Here is a 17,631-nt window from a genome sequence, read left to right as displayed (position 1 = left end):
CTATGCTCCGTTTATTTATGTTTGCTTTTGTTTTTCTTCTGGCAAACTCCAGCAGTGCACAAGATGTGGACTATCTTCAGGGAACGGTGATCCAAGGGCCGTTTAAAACTGACATCGTAAATGGGGGCGAATTATCATTCCTGCAGACGACTAGCGAGGAGTTCCCTGTTTCTCTGGTTCTGGATGTTGTTGGAGTCGACAATAAAAAAAATAGAAGTCTTGTCGATAAATACGATGTGGCTGGCTCAGATCCAAAAATCGAGTCTATTTTCTTTTATCCGGTGAAGGGTAAGAAAAACGTGCTTGTTTTGGTTTCATGGGAAATCACGAGCAGGGGTATTGGGACGTACGGAACGCTTTATCAAGTTTATGGGTATGAAAAAAGCGCGGACAATAAATTGGTTGTAAATAAGCTTGTCCGGTTTGATAAAAATTTGAGTGGGATAGAAGGGTATCAAGAAGGTGAGGAACAACATTTTCCTTATGTAAATGCAGGGTTGATCAAGTCTTATATCAAGAAAATAAATGGCGCTAAATAGTGATGGCTGCCAATGTTTTGCGTTTAATAGGATAGGCCACACTTTATTATGCTTGAACGTGGTTTGGCCCCGGCTCGCCAAGCGCAAAGCCTGAATGACTCAAAGATGAACACCATGAACCGCTTTGTTTTAACCCTGCTGGCGGTTTCAGCGGCCTATGCGCAGGGTGACTGCATCCATGTCACCTCAAGCCTGGAAATGGTGCCCTGCTCGGAGGCGGCGAAGAAGGCTGCCAATGCGCAGTTGAATGTCAGTTACAAGCAGCTGATGACGCGGCTTGAATCTGACTATTGAATAGATCCAGCGTTGAGAAAAAAGTGGTCTGTCAGTGGTCTGTCCCATTTTTCTTTCCTTTAGCTAAATAACACGCCGGAATCAAAGGGGACGGATTTATTTTTTGCGCTCGACTGCTTTGAGTTTAGTTGAGAACTTAAATAGATCTGGCTCGTTTGTCGGTTCTGACTCTATTTTCTGTCGCAGGCCCGTTCAGAATTGAACGGATCACTGATTTTTTTTACGGACGCCAAGGAATGCAGTTTTTCAGATTCAGCCTCATTTTTTTACTTTCAATACTGTCGCCTGTGGTCATGGCTGAGGGCACGATGATTGCCACCATCCTTCAGGCCGACTTTTCCAAAGACCCGGAAGTCCGGTTGCTTGTCAGAGTCGTTGATGTGGGTGGCGGTTCGGATACCCCTTCCATGGCGGTTCGTAATCAATGCTTGGAGAGGAAGGCGTCCGCAGAGCGTCCTGGGCCGGATCCGTGCTTTTCGATAGAGATCACTGAGAGCAATAAGCAACGGGCCATTGTTCGGCAAACGCTATTGAATGATCCTCAGCGCACAACCGACCCTATCTATTTGGAAATTGTTTATCGCTCGGAGGTCAGCGAGAGCGATCCGACGAATCACCATCAGCGATCCGCCACACTGAAGATCGAAGAAAACGGCCTCTACAATTGGAACAATGAGAGCGAACAGGCATTGGCGGACGTTGAGTGGTTTCCCTCGGGAAATGGTGTTCTTGATCTGATGGTTCCTGACGCGGATGCATTGCTGAATTCTGTATATCGGGATCGTATGAGTCGGCTGGACGAAAGCGGTCAGAAAGCACTGAGGGAAACTCAAAGAGCCTGGATGAAATTTCGAGATGCGGAGTGCCAGGCCGACCCGAAATTGCATAAATCAGTTTTCGGTGAGTGGTCCGATGCCTGCCTGATTCGCGCGACGATAGAGCGTGCTCGCCAATTGGCTTTGGCACCGGACAAGAACAGACGTTGAAACGGACAAGTCAGAGCATTGGCGCGAAAGCGTCTACTTGGATGAGCATGAACAAACTTTTCTTTCTCTTTTTTGCGCTATTTCCTTTAGGCGCTCAAAGCGCAGTCACCACCGAATCACTTTGCTTCGAACTATCCCAATCGAGCCCGGTAAAGTTCGAACTCCGGACCTACTACGACGAAGCCAGCAAATGGTCCGGTGGTTTCGTCAAGTACGCCAAGTCCAGCGAACCCATTTCCATTGTGCTGACGGATTACGAGGACGAGATGCTCAGTCCCGATGCGCCTTGGCAGAGCACCACAACCTGGTCTGAAGTCATCAACGGTAACGTCACGGGAACCTATCAGTTCGTGTCTCAAGGGACGCACATCGTCTCGATGTCTTACACGAAGAGGTCTAACGGCAAGGTTTTTCATTTCGGAAATAACACCAGCATCGACTCCTCTCTGGAGTACGGATGCAAATGGGAGTAGGGCGAGTACATGCAATTCAAAACTCTAGCGGTATCACTGCTCGGCCTGATGTGGACGATCCCGGCGTTAGCCGAAACCACCACGTTCAGCCCAACCAAAGGCGTCGAAGCGACGCTGGTTCTCGAAGGCCCCAAGCTGAACGTCGCGGTTAAAAGCGAAACGCACAGCGAGTCGCGAACAATCGATTTTGAAGCCGAGAATGAACTCCACATGCAGTTCGACGATTTCAATTTCGACGGCGACAAGGATTTCGCGATCTGGCAGCTCGATGACGGCATGGGCACTTATGACTACTACCGAGTGTTCATTTATCAAGCCAAAACCGGCGTGTTCGAAGAGTTGCAGCCGGACTGCGGCGATGGCTTCGTTAACCTGCGCGTCGACAAAAAGCGTAAAGCGTTGCTCAGCACTTACTGGGGCATGAACGGACCAGATCAATGCATCACCCGATTCACTTAACGCAAAACCTGAATGACTCAAGGATGAACACCGTGAAACGTTTTGTTTTTACCCTGTTAGCCGCGCTGCTGCTGCTGCCAGTTTCTGCGGTCTATGCGCAGGACGATTGCAGCCAGGTCACCTCAAGCCTGGAAATGGTGCCGTGCTCGGAGGCGGCGAAGAAGGCTGCCGATGCGCAGTTGAATATCAGCTACAAGCAGCTAATGACGCGACTTGAGTCTGGCTATCGAGCAGATCCGGCATTGGGCGCGGAGTACGCCGCGAAGGTCAAAGAGTCGCAGCGTGCGTGGCTGAAATTGCGCGATGCGAATTGTCCGTTGGAGGCATTCGAAATCGAGACGGGGATGCCGGCGCATGTCTTCGCCGTTAACTCGTGCATCGCCAGAATGAGTCGCGAGCGCTCGGCGTATCTGGACAAGATTGTCCCAGCGCTTGCATCCGATAAGAGCGCTTCGACGGCACCGACCAGCGACGCTTGCCCCTCGGAGGAGTTCGCGCCTTTCCTGACAGCGTTTTCCGCCAACAGCGAATCACAGCGCCGTCTGACTGCAATGACGGTCAAGTCCCTGGTGTTGAAACCGGTGGCGGGAAAGGATCGAAGTACCTTTGAACCTTCGACCTCCGGTGTTAGTGGAACAACGTTCACCTACCCGCTGATGGCCGCCATTACACCCGGCAAGACACCTGGAGTCGAGATCGAAGAGGTCGACGACAGTCACGTCAACGTTGTGGATAAAAGGGCAGGCAACAGCAATGTGAAAATCTTCAACTTCTCTCGTCAGGCGTGCTGGGTGCTTGAGGGGATTGAGGATTGGTCGATCAGTGAGAAGGATCTTGTCGCAACAGAGAACCCGGGAATGAGCCGCGCCGAGAACTTCTGTTATCAGCGTGCCGAAGCGTTGGGTGGGCTGGGGTTTCTCGAACAATACCCGCTGACGGTGGAGTTGATTGAAGCGTCGCTGGAAAATTTCGTGTGTGCTGCAGAGTCGGGTGACGCGCAGGCGAGCCTGTCGGCGGCAAGCCTGAGCCTTTCGCAAATGGCGTCTCAGTTGGAAACGAGCAAGGTAGAGGCGTTGTTCAAAGCGGCCTCGAAAATACCAAGTGGCGCGCTGGCCTATGCCACGTTTCTTTGTTCAGGAAACTCCACCGACTATAACGGCCCTTGCCTCCATCCCGAGCAGGCAAAAGCGCAGGTTATTCGTGCTATTTCCATGGGCTCCGCTGATGCGATGAATTATCTGGCCTCGACCTTTGAAGGTGGCGAGTTTGGAACGAAGGATATGTCCCGGGCGTTAGCCTGTTATCAGATGGCGGCTGACAAAGGTAATCAGTTGGGCATTTTCAACGTGGGGCGATTGGGATCGTCAGGCACAGCGCCGATCAAAGCCAGCCACTGCATTTGAATTTCGAGGGCATGTTTGAGGCGGTTTTGCAGGAGTTTTGCCTGAATCCCTCTCGCTTAAACGTTTAATACTTGAGCATCTGACGACCGCGATTTTCCTTTAAACTCCCCACCCCCAAGGAATGCGCTCAGGACACGGAATGCCAGCCCCCTCGAACTCCCTTCGCCCAGCGTTAGTGCTCTTGCTATACGCCGCCGCAATCGTGCACATTCTCGCCGGTCTCACCCTGACCTGGGCCGGTCATTCCGGATTACTCGACGGCTACCTGCACACCCTCGAACTCGCATTCTGGGGCGCTGATGCGGTACCTATTGCCGGCCACGAACAACAAGTCTGGTGGCTCGCGCTGTTCGGCGCGACGCTGCAAAGTTATTCGCTGTACATGCTCGCGCTGGTGCACTTGGGCAATCGCTTGAAAGCCCCGGCAGTCTGGGGCTGGTTGAGCGCCGGCATCCTGTTATGGGCGCCGCAGGACATGTGGCTTTCAGCGCAACAACAGGTCTGGTCGCACCTGTGGCTCGACGGTTTTGCGTTGCTGGTGTTGTTGCCGCCGCTGTTCTGGTTGTATCGGCATGACCGCCGAAAATCCCCTTCAGTAAAGGCACCGAGCCAATCCAACCCGTTTGCCGGTGGCGCCTACAAGCGAGTGCTAATCACCGGCGGCACCGGTTTTATCGGCGAGGCCTTGGTCAACCTAATGCTCGACGCCGGCCACTCGGTCAGCGTACTGACACGCGATCCATTGAGCGCGGCCAATCTATTCAACGGCCGCGCCCGCTGCGTGCATTCCCTCAGCGAACTCAGCCACGACGAAACCTTCGACGTAATCATCAATCTCGCCGGAGCACCCGTCGCCGGCCCACGCTGGACTCCCAAGCGCCAGGCACATCTGCTCGCCAGTCGAGTCTGCACCACCGAAGCGCTGATGACCTGGCTGAAGAACACCAAGCAAAAACCAACGCTGTGGATTCAAGCCTCGGCCATCGGCTACTACGGCGTGCGCGATGCCAGCGAAAGTCTCGACGAACACGAAAGCAAGGGCGACGGCTTCATGGCCGTACTCTGTGCGCGTTGGGAAGCCGCCGCGCAACCGGCCACCGAGTTTGGCGTGCGTCAGGTGGTGCTGCGCCTCGGCGTAGTGTTCGGTCCCGGCGGTGCGTTGACGCCGTTGCTGCTGCCGTTCCGCCTGGGTTTCGGCGGGCGCATGGGTGACGGTCAGCAGATCATGAGCTGGGTACATCGCGACGATGTGCTTCAGGTGATCGCGCGGTCTTTCAACGACGACAGTCTGCGCGGCACCTACAACATGGTCGCGCCCGAAACGGTGAGTCAGGCAGCGTTCGCCGAGCAGGCCGGTAAGGTCCTCAAGCGCCCGGTGTGGTTGCACATTCCCGCCGCGCCAGTGCGTGCATTGGCGGGGGAGATGGCGCAGTTGTTCTTCGACGGTCAGCGCGTGGTGCCGCAGCGTTTGACCGAGGCGGGCTACACGTTCCGCTATCCAACCCTCGACGCCGCTCTGCGCGATCTGACCTGAGGATCGCTCATGAACAAGCCGTTGATGTACCTGCTGGCCGGCAACGGCAGCGCTGCCGATTGGTGGGATGACGCGCTGCCGCACTTCCAGCGCTACGACGTGGTGCCGCTGGAGTTGCCGGGCTTCGGCGCCAACCCGCAGCCACCCTGCGAGGATCTGGCGGACTACGCGCAGACCTTGCTGGCGATGACGGAGCAGGGCAGCGCGATCATGGCGGTCGGGGTCAATGCGTTGCTGGTGCTGCACGCGTTGCAACGTCGGCCTGGACACTTTTCCCGCAGCGTTTTGTTGGCGCCGGTGGGGGCGTTTCTCTGGCAGCGGCGGTTGCCGGCGCTGATGTCGCCACTGCCGATTCGTAAGACCATCCACTGGCTGCTGTCGAACAAACCCACGCTGTTCGCGCGCAAGTTTTCCAACCAGACCTGGACGCCCGCGCAGTACCAGCGCATGGGCGCCGGCTATGCGCGCTGCCGTGCGTTTGTGCCGCACTGGGATCTGATTCGCGCCGATACCGCACTGCCGCTGCTGGAGTGGATCACCGATCCGGTCGAGCTGGTTTGGGGCGATCAGGACGCTGTGCTCGGTATCGAGCAAGCGGCGGCATGGTCGGCGATTCTCGCCCGCGCCGATCTGACCATCAGCCTCAAACCCGGCTGGGGTCATTACCCGTGGATCGACTCGCCCGCGCAGTTCGCGCAGTGGCTGGAGTCGGGCGAGCGCGGGTTTGTCGCGCACACCAAGGGCGGTCGTTTGCGCCTGGCTAAACTGGCGCGACAAGCAGTGCCGGCAGCGCTGACGCTCAACGATTGCAGCGATCCGCGCCTGCCGGCATTTCTCGCTGCTCAACCTGATGTGACTTGGGCGGTGCGCTCTTCCAGTTACGGCGAGGATCACGCCGATTCGGCGAACGCCGGTTTGAGCACCACCTATCTGCGCGAGCCGACCGCCAATGTGCCGAAACGCATCGCCGAACTGACGGCCGAAGGCGTCGAGGAAGTGGTGGTGCAGCGCTTCATCACGCCTGTAGTTTCCGGGATCGCTTTTGTGCGCCATCTCTCGGTAGAACTGGAGTGGGTTGAAGGCCATCTCGAATCGCTCGCCGACGGTCACGTCAGCCCCTCACGGGCAACGCTTTCGAGGCTTGGCGATGCCTGGCGCAGCGGCACGTTCACGCCATCCCATGGCTTGACCGAAGACCTGCTTTGGCACTTTCTGCAAGACGTGTTGCGCGTGTTCCACTACGTGCCCGGCGACGTCGAATGGGCCTGGGACGGCGCGCAACTGTGGCTGCTGCAATACCGGCCGATCAGCGACTACGGCTGGCGCCGCCACCTGACCGCCGCCAACATCGCCGAGATCCTGCCGCCGCAACCGAGCGTACTGGTGGAATACGCCCAACGCCGAGCCGCCGCGAGTATTCCGGCGATCATGGCGCGTTGGGATGCGCGGGTGTTGCAGGACAACGAGCCGTTCACTGCCGTGTTCGGCGCCGCGTCCTACATCAACAATGACCTGTTTCTCGCCCGACTCGCCGACTGGGGCATTAGCGCCGATAACTACGCCGGTGAAGTTGGCGGCGCGACGCCGCATCTGCCGTGGCAACCGCTGAAGATGCTGCGTTCGTTGCCGCTGTTTTTGCGTATGCAACGCAAGGCTCGCGGGCATTTGCTGAATCTTGAAAACGGCTTGCAGCGCTTCGACCAGGAACTGGCCGAACTCGTCGCCCAAGCTGCCGATGGCCAACAACTCGCGGACTGGTTCACCCGGTTTTACGTGTTCCTCGTGCAAGGCAATCTGTGCATCGCCACGGCGCTGGCCAGCAGCGGCGGCGATTGGCTGGGCCGCCCGCCGACCGCTTACGACAACCTTGAAAACAGTCCTCACCGCTTGCCTTGGGAAACCGATCCGGCCACCCCTCGACCCGCGTCGAGCGAACTGCCGTTACAGGCATTCCCGCAATGGTCAGGGCTGATCCGCCTCGCGCATTCGACCGGCCTGCCGGGCCTGCGCGGCTACTACCTGCAAGTGCGCGAGTGGTATCGCGACAACCTCATGCGCATCTTCTTCCGGCTTCATCACGCCATGCCACTGGCGGACCGCGAACATTGGTTTGCACCGCACCCGGATGTGCGCACCCGCGATGGCAGCTTTTGGCAGGACGGTCGCGAAGGTGCGGAGCAGGCGACCGGGTTCATGATTTATCCGGGACAGGTGCAAGGCATCCTCGGCGCCGACATCCTGCTCGAAGACACCCTCGATCCGGGGCGGCACGCGCATTACCAAACCGCGCGGGCGGTGATTGCGCGGATGGGTGGGCGCTTGTCGCATGGCTCGACTCTGTTGCGTGAGTTGCGCAAGCCGTCGGCAGTGATACCGCAGGTGGATCCGGCGTGGGTGGGGTGTGAGGTGTTGTATCGGGATGGTGAGTTGGAATTGATCAATTCGAAGGATACGAAGTGAAACGATTGCTGGTGTTATGTGTGAGCTGGTTGCCGATAGCGGTTATGGCGGCAGATGTTTGCAATCAGGAAGCTGACTCAAAATATTTCTTATCGCAATGGTCGCAGAGCAGTGAACATCCGGAAGACATACTTTCCAGTCTCGATGGAAAAGAATTTTCTATCGATCCGGGCCACGTGGTTTTTCGCGGCGATCTAAATGGCGATGGCATCGAAGACTTCATCTTCAATTCCCGCGTCGGCATTGGCTCATCAATGGATAGCACATTTGCCTTCCTGATCCAGTGCCGTGGTTATTTGAGGTATTCGGGCGGCGATTACTTCGCCGGGGTCAAAGTTCTGGACGGCCCACCCAAGGGGGGAGGTGAGTTCAAGGACATCGAGATCTACTCCTACATCAGGGACCAGCGCGGGCGGATTCGCTACAAGGGTGAAAAGGCCATGACCCGGCCACATCTGTGGCAATTCGACCCGCAGACACAGCGTTACGAAGGGCAGGCTGAGTAAGCCGACGGGCCCCACGGCATTTACGGAGTTACTACGTGAAAGGATTTTCGGTTCTTCTCGGCAGCTTGATATTGGCTGCCGCGTCCATGGCATTCGCTGCCGATCCAACCTTCAAGGATTACACCGTCACGCCAGTTTTCACCGGCCCCAACCATAAGCTGGTGCCTCAGGAGAACAGCAGCCCAATGATGGATCAGACACGGGTGCAAGCCCTGAAAGGCAAGGTCAACTTCGCCGGCCATTACATCCTGCACAGGCTCGGCTGTGGCGGCAGCGCCATTTGCGGCGAAGTGCTGGACGCTCAGACTGGGGAAGTCGTTGGCGGTCTGCCCAATGCTTACGACGGCAGCACGTTCGGCATGGTCTACCAGCCCAACAGTCGCCTGATCATCGTGTCCGGCATCACGCTCGACGGCGAAGAAGACGCCCAGGGGAATACTTTGGAAAGCGGCAACCGGGATCGTTACTACGAGTTCGTAAATAACGAGTTCCGGCTGCTGAGCATGACCGACGTGGAATCATCGCCGATTGATGAGGAGTGAGTGGATGAACCGGTTTTTCATTCGGTCGGTGCTGATTGCGCTTTCGCTTTTACCTCATTCACTGCCCGCAACTGCCAGCGAAGGGAGTTGCTACGGCTACCTTACTGAGCTTGTCAGGAGCAGCGATTTTCCGTTTCGTTATGTCGGCAAGGACAGGGTCAATTTGCTGATCGACGAGGACGACGGTGAAGTAGTGCGCGCTCAGTTGTTCTTCGACACCGACGGCACCGGCACGATCGGCTGGATCAAATACACCCCGGCTACCCGTGTATTGCTCAATAGCTCGGCGGAGTTGGAGGAGCCAGTGGCATTGTCATTCGATGCCAAGTTTGCGGACGGCTATGCGAAGTGCTTGGCGGAACAACAGGCCGGCTAACGGCGAAAAGGATTTCTCAATGAATCAGCTTTTGTTCGCCGGGAGCCTGGCATGGTTGTTCTCTTCCCCAGCCTTCGCCACGCCGACGGATGCTTACACCCAACGCGATGTCATGCAGTGCGGCGGTGTTGAAGTGGTGTTGGTGTCGTCCTGCCGATCGGTGACGGTGGATGGTGCGCAAACCCACGTCATCCCGGTTTGCTCTGACCAAACCATCAACATCGGCGGCAAAGTGCTTCGTCGCGATATCAGCAAAGTTTCACAGCTCACTTCCGACGGTGCGAAGACGAAAATGTTGAGCAATGTTGTTGTGGCGATGGATTGCGTGGAAGGCACCCAGGGCAGCCTTGTTTCCATAGGCGGATATGGCGGTTGTGGTGCCTGCGCGGAGTGGCATGGGTATTACTCGACAGCAGGGCGATTGGAGCAATACAGCTTCGATAATAACCAACGCTCTTTTGGCTCGAAGGTATCTCGGGAAGAGCTGATCAAGGCCTATGGCGTTACGAAGAGACAGTTAATGTCAGAAAGCCCGGCGGTGAAGAGGATCGTCTATGGCCAGCCTTAAATGTGACGCACCTGAGTCATCGTGAAACCATCAGCATTAACATTCGAATATTGATTAACAGGGAAGTGAGTGGAATTGGCCAGGCTCTTAAGTTGTATGAGTGCGCTCGGATTCATGGTTGCCTTGTTGGCTCAGCCGGCATTAGCGAGTGACCCACAAACCATCGGTGAGCTGCATCCGCCTGTAGTTGCCTCGCTCGGTGATCAAAAAATCACCGTGTTCTTTTTGAAGAACAACCTCAAAGGTCAGGTGAGGGAAGGGCATGTTCCTTACGCCGAGATCTTCTACACCACCACGAATGCAGTGAAGCCTTCGCTGAATTATGTGTGGAAGGTCGAAGGTGAGCAGATCGCCTCGGTGTTCTTCTTTGAACGCAAATTCCCGGAGCAAGCGGGGAAGTCCATGTTTGTTCTGACAAAACAAAAAGTCTCGCACAGTCAATTCGAAGGTGATTCCTATTCGGTGCTGGAATTGCCACTGGTGAAGGACGGCGAACAATTGGCTTTGCGGTTTTTTAGCGGCGACCCACCAGATCCCGAGCTTGAGAACTGCCTCGACGGTCGAAATCTGGCGGATGATGTAAAGGTCGAATGTGCTTACAAGGATGCGACCAGCATTAAAAAGCGCTTGGCAGACTTGGATGCAAAGATAATTGCGGATTCAAAACTGCATCAGGACAACGGCCAGAATCCACTCAAAGCCGAGGTTGATACGTCCAATGTTGCTTGCCCTTCGACCGAATTTTCAGCGTTCCTCTCAGCCTTCTCCGAACGCGCAGATGTGCAAAAAGCCTTCGTACAACAACCGCTGAAAATGGTCACGACCGTGGCCGGCGATCCCGAACCCGAGATGGAAAAGCGCAGTCTCAGCGGCGATCAACTTAAGTTTCCTGTCATTCCGGATCAAGCAACGCGAGAGGCCCAGGGCCTGACGTTGACCGTCAAGGAAGCGCGGGACAAAAAAGCGATCGCGATCCTGCAGAAGCCGGATACCGACTACGTCTTCGAGTATCGGTTTGTCCGTGGGCAGTGTTGGCGGCTGGAAGAAGTGGCGGATTATTCGCTTTAGAAACGCCGGCGTTCATCGGCATAAGCGCATTCACCAGAACGGGTTCAGAGGGATTTGTGAAGAAGTTATTTTTAGTGCTGTTGTTGGTGTTGCCGTTGGCGGCCCACAGCGAAGTTTCTACACAGGTAAGGTGCTTCCACTCGCTGGAAGGCAAAAACATCAATTTTGAGTTCAGAACCTATTACGACGTGGTTGCCAAATGGAGCGGCGCCAGTGTCAGGTACAGCAAGTCGAAGAAAGCTATTGCTTTGGTTCATCACCGAACCGAAGAGTACGTCATGACGGAGAGCGGGCCCTACGAATTCACGACGACTTGGGTGGAAGTTTCAGACGGTGCAGTGACGGGGCAGTATGTCATTGCAACGCAAGGCGCTCGGGTGAACTCGATGCGCTACACGAATTACAAATCCGGCAAGCAGTATTCGTTCGATGAGGACTTCAGTATCGAAGCCTCTCCGGAGACGGGTTGTCAGTGGGGATGAAATCTTCAAGAAAGGGGACTTAACGTCCCCTTTTTTCATCCGCAAATCTCGCTACGGCTTGGCCGCCACGCTTCGCACTTCAATCTGGTCGAGTGTCCCTTCCACCATCAATCTCACACCGTCCGCCATTCTGCTCAGGGCCAGCGCCACCGAGCGGCGGGAGCCGTGGAGGTCGTCGGCGAGGTCGCAGGCGATGACGCTGATGGACAGGAGATCTTCGGAGGCGTTGGCCATGAGGGCTTCGGCGTCGGTGCCGGGGGAGAGTTTGAAGAGGCCGTTCTCGCGTTTGGGATGTGGATCGACGGCTGGTTTGAAATGGTGATCGAGGGCGCGTTCGGCGGCTTCGTGGAATTTCTTTGATTCCAGGGTTTCGTAGGGCGAAACGTCTGGGTTTTCGGGGGGATTGGGTGTTGGTTTGATCATAGGTATTTTCCGAGTTATGGAGCCAACACCGTTTCGCTTGCTTCGAAAAGGTGGCAGCTGTGTATAGGTGTGCAAGACCGGACTCGGAAACCGGCAGACCCGAAGGTCTCCCATACACAACCGCCATAACAGTTCGCGAGCATAGGAAAACACTCGGCGAATAGCCATAACTGAATGCATGACGAGTCTGGACTTGCACGTCCGTATCACCGATTTTGCGGCGACCCACAGATCCTATCCCCACCGCACCAACTCGCCTAGTTCATGGACAGCACCGCACTTTGCAGGAAATTTCCCATAGAGTCGCGGGCCGGAAGATCAAAAGATCGCAGGCTTCGCCAGCTCCTACAGGGATGTGTTTCAACAGGTGTAGGACGTTGCTTGCGGAATCGTGACTTGGCGGTCATCGTGCGGGAAATGGTCTGCATCCTCTTCCAATAGAGTCAGATACTGGCGTTATCGTCCGAATCCCTTACACTGCCTCGGCCGTTCATTTTCCTTTTGAGGCTGTGCGCATGAAATTTCGTTTTCTTCTGTGGATGATGGGTTTGTTGATGGGTAAGGCCAGCCGGACAAATCCTGCGTTCCAGCAGCAGTTGGGTGACAAGGATCTGGTGTTTCAGCTGCAGACGCTGGATGGGAAAGTGGCGCGGCATTTCGTGGTCAAGGATCAGCGCATCACCAGCAAGTCTGGCGTGGTGGCGGAGCCGGCGTTTGCGATTGCGTTTAAAGATGCCGGTTATGGCTTTGCCACGATGCAGGCGAAGAACAAGCAGTTGGCGTTTATGCAGGGCATTCAGGACAAGTCGATCCAGCTCAAGGGCAACCCGGCGCTGGTGATGTGGTTTCAAGGGTTGATGAAGTATTTGGTGCCGAGGAAGGCTAAGCCTAAGGCTTGAGCCTTTGGTGACGCGGAGCGTCACGGGATGCATTCCCACGCGGAGCGTGGGAACGATCAGTGGCGGTCTGGTAGACCGAGTTGGATTCTTCGCGAGCAGGCTCGCTCCCACAGGGATTTTGGTGATCCTTGGGGGAGCGGGCCTGTTTCGTTTTAGGCCTGGCTGAACTGCGAGGCCAGTTCGCGCAGCAGAACTTCAGCCTCAAGCACTTTGCTGACGACGTCGTTGGCTTTGTCGCGAGTCAAACCCACACGCTCCAGCAGCGCATCCGGAATGTCTTCATCCGGGCCGGAGCCGATGCCGCGACCGCGCAGCAGGCGCACGGCCAGGCAGACGAGGTTCGGGTATTCGGCGTAGGCGCCGTCGTAGCTTGGGTCGTGCTGGAAGCGCAGGGCGGTGGCCAGTTCATCGGGCATGTCCCAGTAGCGCATCAGCCACGAGCCGATCTGTTCACGGCTGATACCGAGCAGGTGTTGCTCGATGTAGCTGTGGCACAGGTGCGGGTTGACCTCCAGGTGGCGGCAGATCAGTGAGAAGTGCGGCGGGAACACGTGGGCCAGCAGCAGGTAACCGAAGTTGTGCAGCAGACCGGCCAGGTAGGTCAGGCCGGCTTCCGGGCGCTGGGCGCGCGGCATAGCGCGGGTCAGGCCTTCGATGACGGCGGCGGTGTAGATCGACTGCTGCCAGTACGGCGTGGTGTGTTGCGGGTGGTCTTTCGGCAGGCTCAGGGTCTTGCCGAGGGCCAGGCCCAGCGCAAGGTTGATCACCAGATCGAAGCCAAGTACGCGAACGATCGCGTCTTCCACCGAACGGATCTTGCCCGGCGAGGCGTAGTACGGCGATGCCGCCCAGCTCACCACTTGCGCGGCCAGCGCCGGGTCGGTTTCAACGACGCCGGTGATGTCGTCGATGGTGGCGTTGGGGTCGACGCGCAGTTTGATGATTTTTTGCGCGGTCTCGGCCAGCGGCGGAATCTCGATGGTCGCTTCCAGACGCTGCTGAATGCGCCGCGCGGTGAACGCTTGCACGGCCTGGGTGATTTCCTCGCGGTCATCGTCCGGGCGGTCGAGGTTCGGGCGGATGCTGCTCAGGGCTTCACCGAAGTTGGCGGCACTGGCCTTGGTCAGCATGGTCTTGAAGTCTTCGCTGGCGATTTCCAGCAACAGGCCCGGCTCACCGGAGTTGATCAGCAGCTTCGGTTCGCGCAGCAGGCTTTCTTCGTAGAGGCACGGCGAACTGGTCAGCGCCGGCAGGCCCGGCAACAGGCTCAGGCTGTGTTTGCCGAGCATCTTTTCCAGGCGCTCGGTGGAGACGGCGGTGAGGCGACGGCCGGTCAGTTCGGCGAGGCGATTGAGGTCGAGCAATTGGCTCTGCGGAAACAGCACCATCAGCGCGCCAACGGCGTCGTCCAGCAACACGGCTTGTACCTTGCGCGAGGCATTGAGGCCGTGGTGGTCGAGCACTTCTTCGTAGGCGATCCCGAGTTTGCCTAGCAGCAGTCGAATGACAGACGGCGCGTGCGGGGATTCGGGGGCGAGGGCGGCTTCGGTCATGATCTGTATCCGTTTTTGAAACAATGGCAGGAGTATAACCAGCTTGGTCGGAACGATCTGTCAGAAACTGCGACGGTGCTCACACTTGGCCGTATTGCTGCCCGTGACGCAACCAGCGATCGAGCAACGGGCTGACGTGGGTCGGCCAGCGTTCCAGCAGTGCTTGCGCGGCATCGCGCACGGCGGGCAACAAGTCGGCATCGCGCATCAGGTCGGCGACCTTGAATTGCAGCAGACCCGTCTGGCGGGTGCCGAGCATTTCGCCGGGGCCGCGCAGTTCGAGGTCTTTTTCGGCGATGACGAAACCGTCATTGGTCTCGCGCATGATGCCCAGGCGCTGACGACCGATCTGCGACAGCGGCGGATGGTAGAGCAGCACGCAATGGCTGGCGGCACTGCCCCGGCCAACTCGGCCGCGCAATTGGTGCAGTTGCGCGAGGCCGAGGCGCTCGGGGTTTTCGATGATCATCAGGCTGGCGTTGGGCACGTCGACGCCGACTTCGATCACGGTGGTGGCGACCAGCAGTTGCAGATTGCCGGCCTTGAATTCGGCCATGACGGCGGCCTTCTCGACGGGTTTCATGCGCCCGTGGATCAGCCCGACTTTCAGTTCGCCGAGGGCGAGGGTGAGGTCTTCGAAGGTGGTTTCGGCGGCCTGACAGGTGAGCTCTTCAGATTCTTCGATCAGCGTGCATACCCAATAGGCCTGACGGCCTTCGGCGCAGGCACCGCGCACGCGTTCGATGACTTCGACGCGGCGGGTGTCGGTGACCAGCACGGTGTTGACCGGGGTACGTCCGGGCGGCAGTTCGTCGAGGATCGAGGTGTCGAGGTCGGCGTAGGCGCTCATCGCCAATGTGCGCGGAATCGGTGTGGCGGTCATGATCAGTTGATGCGGGCACATGCGTCCGTCGACGCCTTTCTGCCGCAGCGCCAGACGCTGCTGCACGCCGAAGCGGTGCTGTTCGTCGATGATCACCAGCGCAAGGTTCTTGAACTGCACTTCGTCCTGAAACAGCGCGTGGGTGCCCACCACCATCGGCGCGCCGCTGGCGATCTGTTCCAGCGCGGCGACGCGGTTTTTGCCCTTGAGCTTGCCGGCCAGCCACGCGACTTCAATGCCCAGCGGTTCGAGCCAGCGCTTGAAGGTGATGAAGTGTTGCTCGGCGAGGATTTCGGTCGGCGCCATCAGCGCGACTTGATAACCGGCCTCCAGCGCTTGCAGAGCGGCGAGGGCGGCGACCACGGTTTTGCCCGCGCCGACGTCACCCTGAATCAGCCGCAGCATCGGTTCGTGCTGGCTGAGGTCGTAGGCGATTTCGTTGCCGACGCGCTGCTGGGCGCCAGTCGGGTTGAAGCCGAGGTTGGCCAGGTACTTCGGCGGCAGCTTTTTCGCTTTCGGCATCGCCGGCGCGCGCAAAGAACGCATGCTTTCGCGCAGACGTTGTTGCGACAGTTGATGCGTCAGCAGTTCTTCGAAGGCCAGACGATGCTGGGCCCAGTGATGACCGAGGGCGAGTTCGTCGACGTCGGCATCGGCGGGCGGGTTGTGCAGGTAGCGGATCGCGTCGGCCAGCGGCGCCAGTTGATAGTCGCGGGCCAGCTCGGTCGGCAGCCAGTCGGGCAGGGTGTCTGGCTTGAGCATGGTCAGCGTCTGCATGCACAGCTGACGCAGACGCGCTTGGGTCAGACCTTCGGTCAGCGGATAAACTGGGGTCAGGGTTTCATCCACTGGCGGTGGTTCGTCGCCGGTGATGGCGCGGTATTCCGGGTGGTAGATTTCCAGCCCTGAGGCGCCGGGCCGGGCTTCGCCGTAGCAGCGAATCCGCGTGCCGCGCTTGAGGCCTTCTTTCTGCGCGTTGCTGAAATGGTAGAAGCGCAGGCTGAGCCCGCCGGTGCCGTCCTGCAAACGCACGACGAGGCTGCGACGGCGGCCCATGACCACGTCGGCGCCGCTGACGGTGCCTTCGACCACGGCGTCCTGTCCCGGTCGCAAATGGCCGATCGGCACCACGCGGGTGCGATCCTGATAACGCAGCGGCAGGTGAAACAGCACGTCCTGGAGGTTCTCCAGGCCGACCTTGGCCAATTTCTCGGCCATGGCTTCACCGACACCCTTGAGTGCCGTCACCGACACTTGCGACAGCTCAGTCATGACGCTCGCTTAACCGGCCGTAACCGGTGCCGCTGGCTTGGCCACCGAGCACAGGCGAATGGAGTCGGCGAGGATCTCGATGGCTTTCGGCCGTGGGAAGCTCGCGCGCCAGGCGATGGCCACGGTGCGGAACGGCACCGGCGGCGACAGCGGACGCACAGCGATCACGCCGGGGGCGTAGTGGTGACTGTCGACCGCCGACAACGGCAGGATCGAAATGCCCAGACCGGACGCAACCATGTGGCGGATGGTTTCCAGCGAGCTGGATTCGACCGTGGTGTGCTTGGCGCCGTCGTTGCCCTTGGTCAGGGTCGGGCAGGCTTCAAGAACCTGATCGCGGAAGCAGTGGCCTTCACCGAGCAGCAGCAGGCTCTTGTCGTTGAGCAGGCCGGCGTCGATGGTTTCTTTTTGCGTCCACGGGTGCTGGGCCGGCATGAGCACGTAGAACGGCTCGTCGTACAGCGGCAGGGTCAGCACGTCGGCTTCGTTGAACGGCAGGGCGATGATGATCGCGTCGAGCTCGCCGTTGCGCAGTTTGTCGCGCAGCACGTGGGTGAAGTTTTCTTCGATGTACAACGGCATCTGCGGGGCGACCCGGTGCAGTTGCGGAATCAGGTGCGGGAACAGGTACGGGCCGACGGTGTAGATCGCGCCGACTTTCAGTGGCGCGGTCAGCTGGTTTTTGCCGGCCTGGGCCAGTTCGCGGATGCCTTGGGCTTGCTCAAGGACTTTTTGCGCCTGGGCGACGATGCCTTCGCCGACCGGGGTCAGGCGCACGGCGCTTTTGCTGCGCTCGAAAATCAGCACACCGAGTTCGTCTTCAAGCTTTTTCACGCCCACCGAAAGGGTCGGCTGGCTGACGTGGCACCGCTCGGCGGCGTGGCCGACCTGCTGCACTGGGGCGAGGGTTA

The 17,631-nt window shown here is 58.1% G+C and carries 19 protein-coding genes; 15 read left to right on the top strand and 4 right to left on the bottom strand.

The annotated features are described in order from the left end of the window. Positions 1–2 precede the first annotated feature (2 nt). From ACIF4X_RS22160 to ACIF4X_RS22095, 14 genes are all read left to right on the top strand, one after another. Positions 3–539 carry a hypothetical protein gene (locus ACIF4X_RS22160; protein WP_397483740.1) on the top strand — a complete coding sequence of 179 codons (537 nt, stop codon included), beginning with the start codon at positions 3–5 and terminating at the stop codon, positions 537–539. A 105-nt stretch (positions 540–644) separates the two neighbouring features. Continuing rightward, positions 645–833, top strand: coding sequence for a hypothetical protein (locus ACIF4X_RS22155; protein WP_397483739.1), 189 nt, complete (start codon positions 645–647; stop codon positions 831–833). 155 nt (positions 834–988) lie between these two features. Next, entirely contained in the window at positions 989–1,819 is an 831-nt protein-coding gene (locus tag ACIF4X_RS22150; RefSeq protein ID WP_397483738.1) for a lysozyme inhibitor LprI family protein, read from the top strand. A gap of 47 nt (positions 1,820–1,866) precedes the next feature. Next, positions 1,867–2,292 (top strand): hypothetical protein, encoded by a 426-nt coding sequence (locus tag ACIF4X_RS22145; protein ID WP_397483737.1) that lies wholly within the window; start codon positions 1,867–1,869, stop codon positions 2,290–2,292. A 9-nt stretch (positions 2,293–2,301) separates the two neighbouring features. After that, on the top strand, positions 2,302–2,751 hold the full coding sequence (locus ACIF4X_RS22140; RefSeq protein ID WP_242207842.1) for an XAC2610-related protein: 450 nt from the start codon (positions 2,302–2,304) through the stop codon (positions 2,749–2,751). A 32-nt stretch (positions 2,752–2,783) separates the two neighbouring features. Then, positions 2,784–4,154, top strand: a complete 1,371-nt coding sequence (locus ACIF4X_RS22135) for a lysozyme inhibitor LprI family protein (protein WP_397483736.1) — start codon at positions 2,784–2,786, stop codon at positions 4,152–4,154. Between the two features lie 139 nt (positions 4,155–4,293). Then, positions 4,294–5,688, top strand: a complete 1,395-nt coding sequence (locus tag ACIF4X_RS22130; protein WP_397483735.1) for a TIGR01777 family oxidoreductase — start codon at positions 4,294–4,296, stop codon at positions 5,686–5,688. A 9-nt stretch (positions 5,689–5,697) separates the two neighbouring features. Continuing rightward, positions 5,698–8,148 (top strand): alpha/beta hydrolase, encoded by a 2,451-nt coding sequence (locus ACIF4X_RS22125; protein WP_397483734.1) that lies wholly within the window; start codon positions 5,698–5,700, stop codon positions 8,146–8,148. After that, positions 8,145–8,654: a hypothetical protein gene (locus ACIF4X_RS22120; protein WP_397483733.1), complete on the top strand. Its 510-nt coding sequence runs from the start codon at positions 8,145–8,147 to the stop codon at positions 8,652–8,654. Before ACIF4X_RS22125 ends, ACIF4X_RS22120 begins: the two co-directional genes overlap by 4 nt. 86 nt (positions 8,655–8,740) lie before the next feature. Beyond that, the gene (locus ACIF4X_RS22115; protein WP_397483754.1) at positions 8,741–9,196 is read left to right on the top strand and encodes a hypothetical protein; all 456 of its coding nucleotides are present in this window, start codon (positions 8,741–8,743) and stop codon (positions 9,194–9,196) included. Positions 9,197–9,200: 4 nt separating this feature from the next. Then, positions 9,201–9,572: a hypothetical protein gene (locus ACIF4X_RS22110; RefSeq protein ID WP_397483732.1), complete on the top strand. Its 372-nt coding sequence runs from the start codon at positions 9,201–9,203 to the stop codon at positions 9,570–9,572. A gap of 19 nt (positions 9,573–9,591) precedes the next feature. Next, entirely contained in the window at positions 9,592–10,140 is a 549-nt protein-coding gene (locus ACIF4X_RS22105) for a hypothetical protein (protein WP_397483731.1), read from the top strand. Positions 10,141–10,236: 96 nt separating this feature from the next. Next, positions 10,237–11,208 carry a hypothetical protein gene (locus tag ACIF4X_RS22100; RefSeq protein ID WP_397483730.1) on the top strand — a complete coding sequence of 324 codons (972 nt, stop codon included), beginning with the start codon at positions 10,237–10,239 and terminating at the stop codon, positions 11,206–11,208. 56 nt (positions 11,209–11,264) lie between these two features. Further along, positions 11,265–11,690, top strand: a complete 426-nt coding sequence (locus tag ACIF4X_RS22095; protein ID WP_397483729.1) for a hypothetical protein — start codon at positions 11,265–11,267, stop codon at positions 11,688–11,690. A gap of 51 nt (positions 11,691–11,741) precedes the next feature. Here the strand turns inward: ACIF4X_RS22095 and ACIF4X_RS22090 are convergent, their stop codons facing one another. Continuing rightward, positions 11,742–12,113 (bottom strand): DUF6124 family protein, encoded by a 372-nt coding sequence (locus ACIF4X_RS22090; RefSeq protein WP_123376100.1) that lies wholly within the window; start codon positions 12,111–12,113, stop codon positions 11,742–11,744. Positions 12,114–12,628: 515 nt separating this feature from the next. On the opposite strand from ACIF4X_RS22090, the gene ACIF4X_RS22085 reads away from it, so the two are divergent. Continuing rightward, the gene (locus tag ACIF4X_RS22085; protein ID WP_016985803.1) at positions 12,629–13,012 is read left to right on the top strand and encodes a helicase; all 384 of its coding nucleotides are present in this window, start codon (positions 12,629–12,631) and stop codon (positions 13,010–13,012) included. Between the two features lie 152 nt (positions 13,013–13,164). Here ACIF4X_RS22085 and ACIF4X_RS22080 read toward each other — a convergent pair whose 3' ends face one another. The 3 genes from ACIF4X_RS22080 to ACIF4X_RS22070 form a co-directional block, all read right to left on the bottom strand. After that, positions 13,165–14,565, bottom strand: a complete 1,401-nt coding sequence (locus ACIF4X_RS22080) for an aminoacyl-tRNA deacylase and HDOD domain-containing protein (protein ID WP_064116442.1) — start codon at positions 14,563–14,565, stop codon at positions 13,165–13,167. A 79-nt stretch (positions 14,566–14,644) separates the two neighbouring features. Then, the gene (recG, locus tag ACIF4X_RS22075) at positions 14,645–16,720 is read right to left on the bottom strand and encodes an ATP-dependent DNA helicase RecG (protein WP_397483728.1); all 2,076 of its coding nucleotides are present in this window, start codon (positions 16,718–16,720) and stop codon (positions 14,645–14,647) included. 9 nt (positions 16,721–16,729) lie between these two features. Next, positions 16,730–17,617, bottom strand: coding sequence for a hydrogen peroxide-inducible genes activator (locus ACIF4X_RS22070; RefSeq protein ID WP_397483753.1), 888 nt, complete (start codon positions 17,615–17,617; stop codon positions 16,730–16,732). Between the last annotated feature and the right edge of the window lie 14 nt (positions 17,618–17,631).

The sequence above is a fragment of the Pseudomonas sp. NPDC085632 genome, from assembly GCF_044541255.1.
Taxonomy (GTDB): Bacteria; Pseudomonadota; Gammaproteobacteria; order Pseudomonadales; family Pseudomonadaceae; genus Aquipseudomonas.
Note: the sequence above shows the minus strand (reverse complement) of the source record. Positions and strands in the feature narration are given on the sequence as shown.